The 8,930-nt window shown below is 64.1% G+C and carries 6 protein-coding genes and 2 pseudogenes; 6 read left to right on the top strand and 2 right to left on the bottom strand.

Annotated features, from left to right (window positions below; all coding sequences use genetic code 11):
* The first annotated feature begins 98 nt into the window (after positions 1-98).
* The 4 genes and pseudogenes from BG35_RS10165 (at position 99) to BG35_RS0103820 (ending at position 4,399) form a co-directional block, all read left to right on the top strand.
* Positions 99-1,405: pseudogene (locus tag BG35_RS10165) on the top strand (homoserine dehydrogenase).
* Between the two features lie 135 nt (positions 1,406-1,540).
* Entirely contained in the window at positions 1,541-1,768 is a 228-nt protein-coding gene (locus BG35_RS13580) for a DUF8657 domain-containing function (RefSeq protein ID WP_025781781.1), read from the top strand.
* Positions 1,761-3,368 (top strand): ABC transporter substrate-binding protein, encoded by a 1,608-nt coding sequence (locus BG35_RS0103825; RefSeq protein ID WP_152535160.1) that lies wholly within the window; start codon positions 1,761-1,763, stop codon positions 3,366-3,368. Before BG35_RS13580 ends, BG35_RS0103825 begins: the two co-directional genes overlap by 8 nt.
* 8 nt (positions 3,369-3,376) lie before the next feature.
* Positions 3,377-4,399 (top strand): ABC transporter permease, encoded by a 1,023-nt coding sequence (locus BG35_RS0103820; RefSeq protein ID WP_025781779.1) that lies wholly within the window; start codon positions 3,377-3,379, stop codon positions 4,397-4,399.
* Positions 4,400-4,435: 36 nt separating this feature from the next.
* Here the strand turns inward: BG35_RS0103820 and BG35_RS0103815 are convergent, their stop codons facing one another.
* The gene (locus BG35_RS0103815; protein WP_025781778.1) at positions 4,436-7,678 is read right to left on the bottom strand and encodes a DEAD/DEAH box helicase; all 3,243 of its coding nucleotides are present in this window, start codon (positions 7,676-7,678) and stop codon (positions 4,436-4,438) included.
* Positions 7,679-8,011: 333 nt separating this feature from the next.
* On the opposite strand from BG35_RS0103815, the gene BG35_RS12640 reads away from it, so the two are divergent.
* Positions 8,012-8,221: a hypothetical protein gene (locus tag BG35_RS12640; RefSeq protein WP_161632524.1), complete on the top strand. Its 210-nt coding sequence runs from the start codon at positions 8,012-8,014 to the stop codon at positions 8,219-8,221.
* A gap of 22 nt (positions 8,222-8,243) precedes the next feature.
* Positions 8,244-8,519 carry a type II toxin-antitoxin system YafQ family toxin gene (locus BG35_RS14095; protein ID WP_071994778.1) on the top strand — a complete coding sequence of 92 codons (276 nt, stop codon included), beginning with the start codon at positions 8,244-8,246 and terminating at the stop codon, positions 8,517-8,519.
* A gap of 80 nt (positions 8,520-8,599) precedes the next feature.
* Here BG35_RS14095 and BG35_RS10155 read toward each other — a convergent pair.
* Positions 8,600-8,930 (bottom strand): annotated as a pseudogene (locus BG35_RS10155) (DUF1156 domain-containing protein); the annotation flags it as partial.

Raw genomic sequence — 8,930 nt, 5'->3', positions numbered from 1 at the left:
AGTCCGTTGCAGGCGGCCCGCATCCCCCAGGACTTGGCGCAGAAGAGCCGGAAGGCCCCCAGGCTCACCGTTAGGATGGGGGCTCAGGTGAACAGCGAATGAGCCTTGGCGTCGGACTTCTTGGACTCGGAACCGTGGGAACCGGCGTGGCCGGGATCCTGCTGAACCCGGAGGGCCGCCAACCCCTTGTGAGGCAGCTTCAGTTGCGAAAAATCGGGGTGCGCCACCTGGAGAAGCCCCGCGCCATTCCCCTCCCAACCGGCTGCCTCACCGATCAACTGGAGGCGGTGGTGACTGATCCCGCCGTTGACGTGGTGGTGGAGATGTTGGGGGGATTGGAGCCGGCCCGTTCCCTCATCCTGCAGGCCATCGGCATGGGCAAGCCGGTGGTCACCGCCAACAAGGCGGTGATCGCCCACCATGGGGTGGAGATCAACGGGGCAGCCGCCCAGGCGGGCGTCTACGTGCTGATGGAGGCGGCCGTGGGGGGGGGATTCCCATCATCGAACCCCTCAAGCAATCCCTGGGGGCCAATCGGATTCAGCGGATCATCGGCATCATTAACGGCACCACCAACTACATCCTCACCCGTATGGCCAGCGAGGGGGCGGCGTTTGCCGACGTGTTGGCGGATGCCCAGGCCCTGGGCTATGCGGAGGCGAACCCCACGGCCGACGTGGAAGGCCATGACGCCGCCGACAAGATCACCATCATGGCGGGGCTGGCCTATGGGGGGCTGGTGCAGCGGCGGCAAGTGCCCACGGAAGGCATTCACCACCTGCAGGCCACGGATCTGGCCTATGCCGATCAACTGGGCTACACCCTCAAGCTCTTGGCCACCGCGGCCCGCCTGGAACAGGACAGGGACGGAGTCCAGATGCTGGATGTCCATGTTCACCCCACCCTGGTGCCCAGGGATCACCCCATCGCCGGGGTGAAGGGTGTGAACAATGCCGTGTTGGTGGAAGGGGAGCCGGTGGGACAGGTGATGTTCTACGGGCCTGGGGCAGGATCCGGACCCACGGCCAGCGCCGTGGTGGCGGATATGCTCAACATCGCCGCCATCCGGGAGGTGGCCCATGGCAGCCATGCCGGCCTTGACCCGCTCCTGGCTGCCGTAAGCTGGCGCCAGTGCCGCCTCGCGGACGACCAATTGACCAGCCACAGCAACTATGTGCGCCTCAAGGTGCAGGATCACCCTGGCGTCATTGGTCAGATCGGCGCCGGCTTCGGGGCGGAGGGTGTGAGCATCCAGAGCATCATCCAGGTCAACAGCAACCCGGAAGAAGCCGAGGTGGTGGTGGTCACCCAGCAGGTGCAGGAGGCCCGTTTCCGCCGGTCCCTGGCGGCCCTGGAGCAACTGGACAGCGTGATCTCCATTGCCTGTTGCCTGCGCACCCTCTGAGGGGGCCGGGAAACAGACCATTCTTTGTCAAGAAGTCAGAACCTGGACGCAAAAAACCCAAAAAAGTGTTCTATTCGGCACGTTCACGGCCGGCCAGGTGGCAATCTGGGTACAGCAATCACTGTTCCTGTAGTCATGGTCATTAACCAGGGCGACTGTGTGCGACTGCGACTTGATGAGCGGACCTACCAAGTCATCGCCATTGACAACCTGCATAACCGCTGCTGGCTGCGGCCATGGCCTTTACAGGAAAAAAACACACCCGTCTTCGAGGAAGACCTGGGCAACGTGATGGTGGGCCTCACCTGCCCAACCCCTGAGCGCCGTCAACACCAGACGAGGATTGTGGATGCCCATGGCTAAGCGTGAGCAACCTTGGCCACTCCTGCTGGCGGTCCTTCTGGGGGTGGGGGCAACGGCCTGCGCCCCCACCCGCGCCCCGGATCACCTGGTGGTGGGCGTCAAGGGGGCCATCAGCGCCCTGGATCCCGCCAAGGCTTATCAAACCCGCCCCTTGCAACTGATTCGGGTGCTGGGGGACCCCCTCTATGCCCTGAGCGAGACCGGGGAGCTGATCCCCCGCCTTGCTGCGGCGCCGCCCCAGGTGAGCGCCGATGGTCTGCGGGTGACCGTCACCCTGCGGGACGGCGTGCGTTTCCATGATGACAGCCCCCTGGATGCGGAGGCCATGGCCTTCAGCCTGCAGCGGTTCCGGGATGGGGGCGGATCCCTCAGCTACCTGCTGGATGATGTGGAGTCCATCACGGTTACGGGTCCTCTGGAGTTGGAGCTGGAACTGCGGAAGCCCTATACCCCCTTCCGCAACCTGCTCAGCTTTGCCGGGCTCACGCCGGTTCCCGCCAGCGCCTATGAGCCATGTCCTGTCGATGGGTCGGCCGAGACCGAGGCAGCGAATGAGCTCTGCTTGCCGGCGGATGGCTTTGTGGGCACAGGACCTTACCGCCTGGTTTCCCGCAGCGCCGACGGAACCCAGCACCGTCTGGAACGGTTTGACGGCTACTGGGGTGAGCCGGCCCGCAGCGCCCGCCTTGATCTGGTGAGCCTGGAGAACTCCACCGCCCTGTTCGGGGCGCTGAAGAACGGCGAGGTGGACGTGTTGCTCTCCTCAAGCCTTGAGGCGGAGCACCAGTTGGAATTGGAGAAAGAGGCCGCGGCGGGTCGCTTGGCCACCGCCTCCAGCCCGCCGCAAACCATTGAGGTGCTGGCCCTGGCCACGGACCGCCCCCCTCTGGATCAAGTGATGGTGCGCCAGGCGTTGGCCCATGCCCTGCCCCGGTCCCTGCTGAGCGAGCGGGCCAGCAAGGGATTGAACACCCCCCTGCGCAGCTTGATCCCGGACCTGTTCCCCGCCGCGCAGCCCACATGGCCGGGGTTGGACATTGAGCAGGCCCGGCAACTGCTGACCACCGCCGGCTACTGCCAGGGCAACCCCTTGGCGGTGAAGTTCACCTACCGCGCCAACGTGCCCACCGACGGGCTCCTGGCCCTCACATGGCAGGAGTTTCTGGCGGAGAAGCTGGGGGATTGCCTGGCCATGGAGATTGACGGTCTGGAGTCCACAACCGTCTATGACCAGTTGGACAAGGGGGCCTTCACCATGGTGATGTACAACTGGGCGCCGGATTTTCTGGATCCGGAGAACTACCTGCGGCCCATGATTGGCTGTGATGAGCACAAGGGCAGCGTCTGCACCAAAGGGGATGCGGTCTACGGCGGCGTATTCTGGTTTGACCACGAGGCGGACCGCCTTCTGGCGGACCAGCAGAACCAGCCACCGGATCAGCGCCAGGAAACCCTGATGGCCCTGCAGGAGCGCATCGCCGCTGGCGTGCCCTATATCCCCATCTGGCAAGGCCGCAACCGGGCCTGGTCCCAGGCGTCCGTGACGGGGCTGGGTTATGACGGGTCCGGCTGGCTGCGCCTGGAAGCCCTGGGTCGCTAACCGCCTCCATGGTGCTGCGCCGGGATCTTCTCCGCTATGTGGCGGCGCGGCTGGCCCTGGCGCCCGTCATGCTCTGGATCATTGCCAGCCTGGTGTTTCTGCTGCTGCGGGTGGCCCCCGGGGATCCCGTCGATGCGCTGCTGGGTCTTCGCGCCACCCCGGCCGCCCGGGAGGCCCTACGGGTCCAACTGGGGCTGAATCAGCCGTTGGCGGTGCAGTACGTCACCTATCTGCGAGACCTTATCGGCGGCCATCTGGGCACTTCCCTGGCCAGTCAGGAGGCGGTGGGGCAGATCATCAAAGCCAGTCTGCCGGCCACCATCGAACTGGGGTGCATGGGTCTGCTGCTGGGGGCGGTGCTGGGGCTGGCGGTGGGGTTCAGCGGCGCCGCCAAGCCGGAGGGATCCGTGGATCTGGCGGGCCGCCTCTTCGGCATCGGCTCCTATGCCCTCCCCCCCTTCTGGGCCGCCATGGTGTTGCAGTTGTGTTTTGCGGTGTGGCTCCATTGGCTCCCGGTGGGGGGGCGCTTCCCCGCCACCCTGTCCCCCCCGGAGCAACCCACCGGCTTCTACCTGATCAACGCCCTGCTGGCGGGGGACGGCACGGCCCTGCTGGCCAGTCTGCGGCACCTGGCCCTGCCCGCCTTCACCCTGGGTCTGCTGCTGAGTGGCATTTTCGAGAAGGTGCTGCGGCTGAACCTGCGCCGCGCCCTGCGCTCGGACTACGTGGAAGCCGCCCGTAGTCGCGGGCTGAGGGAGTGGCGCATCATCAGACGCCATGCCCTCCCCAACGCCCTGCTGCCCGTCCTGACACTGGGGGGCATCACCGTGGCCTCCCTCATTGGCGGCGCCCTGCTCATCGAGGTGACCTTTTCCTGGCCGGGGGTGGCCCTGCGGCTGCAACAGGCCATCAGCCAGCGGGACTACCCCGTGGTTCAGGGTGTGGTGGTGGTGGTGGCGGCCCTGGTGGTGGCCGTCACCGTGGCGGTGGACGTGGTGGTGGCCTGGATTGATCCCCGGGTGCGGTTCTGATCCCCGACAATGGGAGTCCTGTGGCCCCGGCGCTGCCTAGCCTGATCCACCCAGAGCCTGCAGGAAATCCTGGCGGGAACAACTGTTCCCCCCGTCACTCCCCACCAGCGCCATGGCCCGCTGCAATGGGAACAGGGAACTGCCGGGAACCCATAGATCACAGCTCTCGCTGTGGTGGTCGTAGTAGACGGGATCACAGGTGACGCGGAGTTCCTGCTGCAGACCGGGCTGGGTCCAGGCGAAGTCCCGGCCGATCCTGCGGGCGCCACAGCCGGGCGGCAGCAACTCGGGGCGCTCAAGGATGGCCTCCAGATCCTGCAAGTCCAGGGGAGAGGGTTGCAACTGGCTGACCGCCTGCTTGATGGCCTCCAGATCGTGCAGTGCATCATCCACCGGATCAAAGCCACGGATCTCCGGCGCCTGCCGCACTGCCGCCACAGCGGCTTCGCGAGCCTGCAGGCGGTGCTCCCGGCCCACCATGACGGCTCGACCAATGGCGACGGAGGCGGCCTCGGCCAGGATCGGCTGCAACGTCCCCACCACCTGCTCAAACATCCGGATGCGTCCCTTGAGGGCCTTGTACACGTCGGCCTCCACGGTGCCTTCCAGGTGCAGGTTGATAATCCGCATGTCCGGATGGCATTGGCCGATGCGGTCGATGCGGCCAATGCGCTGCTCCACCCGCATGGGATTCCAGGGCATGTCGTAGTTGATCAGGGCGCCGCAGAACTGGAGGTTGAGGCCTTCGGCGGCGGCATCGGTGCAGAGAAGAATGGAGGCTGCCCCTTCCCGGAAACGCTTTTTCGTGTCGTCCCGGGTGAGGGGTTGCCACACTCCTCCCCTGTCAAGGAACTGGCCCCCCTTGCCGGTGAAGGCCATCAGGCTGGTGTGGCCTGCCGCCACCAGCAATTGCTTGAGGGCCTCCACCGTGTCGGTGTATTGGGAGAAAACCATCACCTGGCGGTAGCCGTCTGCTCGCAACTCATCCAGGGCGCGCCACAGGGCGTTCCCCTTGCTCTCCTGACCCGCCAGGGGCCGGGCCTGCTCCAGCAGCGCCGTGACGGCGCGGCGCTCCCCCTGCAGCATCCTGGCCTCAAGAGCGCGCTCCATCCCCTCGGCGTCCATGGGGAGATCACCGCCAAAGTCTTCCCCTTCGCCGGCGGCCATGTCCTCCTCGTCCGGTTGTTGAAGTTGGCCGGTCAGGCGCCTGTCCAGGGTGGCCGCCAGGGCCGCCACGCTGCTGGCCAGCCGGCGCCGGTAGATGGTCATCACGAAGCCCACGGCGGATCTGTTCCGGGCGCCAGCCTCGGCGCACTTGGCGTACTGGGTGGAGATGAAGTCCTCCACCGCGTCGTAGAGATCCCGTTCCTGGGGGCTGCTCTCCAGGAAGCGGTCCTCCACGCGCCGTTGGCCGATGGCCAGATCCATGGCCCCCTGCCGCCGGTAGGCCCGCAGCAGATTGCGGCTGTGGCGGGAGATCAAGCCCTGCACCGGTGTCCAGCGCCTGGCCAGCGCCAGGACGGCGCGGCGCAACTCAACATCCAGGTTGCGACGGGAGAGGGGATCCCGGTCCCCCAGGGCGCGCAACGCCTTGCGGCGCTTGATGGAGGAGTTGCGCAAGGTCTCCGGCCAGACCGAAGACGGCGCCTCGCCAAAACGCCCCACAGTGGTTTGCCACAGCCCAGCCAGGGCGGCCAGGATGGCGTCGTCCGGGTTCTTCTGCTCCACCCATTGAAAAAAGTTGGTGAAGGTCTCCTCCGTCCATTGGGGTGGCAGGCCCAGCAGATTCAACAGATCCCACACCTCCAGGGGACTCACCTGCATGGGGGTGGCGGTGAGCAGCAACAACCCCCGGGTGCGGGACCGGAGTTGTTCCATGAGTTGCATCATGGTGTTGGGCCGGCGGCGGTCGGCGCCGCGGCTGCTGGGGTTGCGACGGGTGCGGGCGTGGTGGGCTTCGTCCAGCACCACCAGATCCCACGGCGCCGCCGTCAGCGGCTCCTGTTGCCGATCCCGGCGGCGCAGCAGATGACTGGAAACCAGCACACAGGGTTCCGTCGTCCATCGGGAGCGGTCCACCGGCCGGGACATACCGTCGGGCCGCAAAGGCGTGGCCTGCCACTCCAGAGCCTTGCCGGTGTAGATGGGCCAGTCGAGGGCGAACTTCTCCCGCAGCTCCCGCTGCCACTGCTTGAGGATGGAGGCGGGCGTCATCACCAGGATGTGTTTCCCCCTGCCGCTCAACCAGGCCTGGCGCAGCAACAGACCGGCTTGCACCGTTTTGCCCAGGCCCACCTCGTCGGCGATGAGCAGCCGGGGCGGCCAATGTTGCCAGAGCCGCTGAAAAGCCCTGTGCTGATGGGGCCATGGGGTGACGGCGCTGGTGGCTTCCCCCACCCGCTCACTACCGGGCAGGTCACGGGCGGCGCTATGGAGCACGTAATTCCAGACAATGCGACGGCGCTCGTTAATGTCCGACGGGGCGGTGGCAGCCAACTCCGGCTGGGGCTCGGCCGGTGGCGCCGTCTTGACGTGGAGCTTGAGGCGCCGGGGCAACCCTTCCGTGGGCTGGAAAATGGCCAACTCCTGGCGGACGGCATCGGGCAGGGTGAAGGTGCGGGCGCCCCTGTCCCGGTTCTCCCAGAGGCGCAGAAAGCCGGCCTCCAAATCGTCAACGCCCTCCTCCCCACCGGGCCGCCAGGAACAGAACGTGGTGAAGGACTCGTAGTTACTGCTCCAGCCGGTGGGGGTTTCGTTGACGCTGCCGGTGAACGCCAAGCGCTGGCCATGGCGGTCTTCGATGATGCCCTCCTTGGCGTGGAAAATGGCCCCGTCGTTGGCCACCTGCCCGTTGTGGAGGGGCAGGGCCACACGAATCTCCAGGTGGCCCTGCTCCACCAGCCAGGCCAGCAGTTCGGCCCCCCGCGCCTCGTCACTCTCACCCCCCGGTTGCACGCGCCGGAAGGGGAACGCCTGCGCCATGTGATTGCTCAGCACCTGCTCCGCCGCCGCGCCCCCGGCAATGGCGGCAACGTCCTGCCGGCTGAGGAAAACGCCGGTGATCAACCGCATCTGACCGTGACCACGGCCATCCGGCGTGGCGGCCACAAGCTGTTCCACCCCGTCCAGCACCTGGAGCAGGGCGCGGCTGGTGAAATAGCCCGTACTGCGCCAATAGCGCACCCCATCCATGAGCGCCGGTCTGTAGAAACCCTCCAGCAAACTCTCCCTGGAGCTGCTGAAACGTCGCTTCCAGGGATGATCAGCAAGCCCCGCCATGGCAATTCACCCCTCAGCCAACCGGATCACTGCCAACGTTCCCACTGCTTTGAGAGATCATACTGCTACCCCTACCCTTCAGAAAGGGTTCTTGTCCCACCACCATGATGTCTCCATCCTCGCGCCTGGGCTGGTTTTCACCGGCCCGCGAGTCCGCCTTTTCCCGTTCCACAAAGCTGCTAGAAGCCGAGTGCAAGGGTTCCCAGGTGGTTCGAGAACCCAGTGACGAAGAAGCTGGTCAAGGGACAGGCGCCAGTTGGATTTCTGGCATATAAGGAGTGGACGAGTTTGAGTCTATGGTGTCAGGGTGGATAGATAGCTATCCTTAGGGCCTTGTCAGGTGCAGTAAAAATGACTCCCACTTCTCCAATCCCTTCCTCAACGGCGCCAGGGACACAAGTCTCCAGCAGTGAAGACGTTTTTTCGTCTTTGACTCCAAATGCAGAAACAAGAGAAGTATTTGAAAAAACTGATAGAGATGAAGATTTGATTTACTATAATAGTTTTGAAGATTTTGAAAAACACTACTTTAGCAATAAATAAAGCTATTAAGCCATTATAGATTATGACAGTTCCGTATGTTATAGTTGTCACCAAAAAGTATGACAATGATTTTGAGCGTTGCAGAAAAAGAAGGAAAGATATTGATAAACTAGAATTTGTTATCAGGGCATTACGTTGGGGAAGAAGGCTAGAACCGAAGTACAAACAACATAAACTACAAGGAAAATATAAAGGTCGTTGGGAATGCCATATTGAACCAGATTGGGTATTGATATGGGTCATTAAACAAAATCGATTAATTTTAGAAAGAACCGGGACTCATTCCGATTTATTCTGACTGGAGGTTCTTGCGACTGTTCAATCTTGCAGCGAGGCTCAGTCCTGAGCACTATCGTAAGCAAGCCTCCAACCGAGCCGTCAACCGACGGGCTGGTCCCCCATGGCCAACTCCAGTTGTTTGGGGGTGGCCACCTGCTCGGCAAACATGAGCCGGCGCAAGTTTTCCAGGGCTTCAAAATCGGATGCGGCCGGCCTGGCGGCTTTCACCGGGTCAAAACCGGCGTAACGGGCGGAGATGGGGAGCACCTCCAGCACCGCTTCCAGGGCGGTGAGGAAATCGACGCTGTCGGCCAGGTTGTTGTCGCTCACCAGTTGCTGGGCGCCCTTGAGATCCGTTACCCTGGCCCGGTGGGCGCAATGGTGCAGGGCGTCAATCCAGGCGCGGCTACCGTCGGGCGGCCCCAGCCTG

Source organism: Candidatus Synechococcus spongiarum SH4, from assembly GCF_000586015.1.
GTDB classification, from domain to species: Bacteria; Cyanobacteriota; Cyanobacteriia; order PCC-6307; family Cyanobiaceae; genus Synechococcus_B; species Synechococcus_B spongiarum_F.
This window is presented reverse-complemented; position numbering and strand designations above follow the sequence as displayed.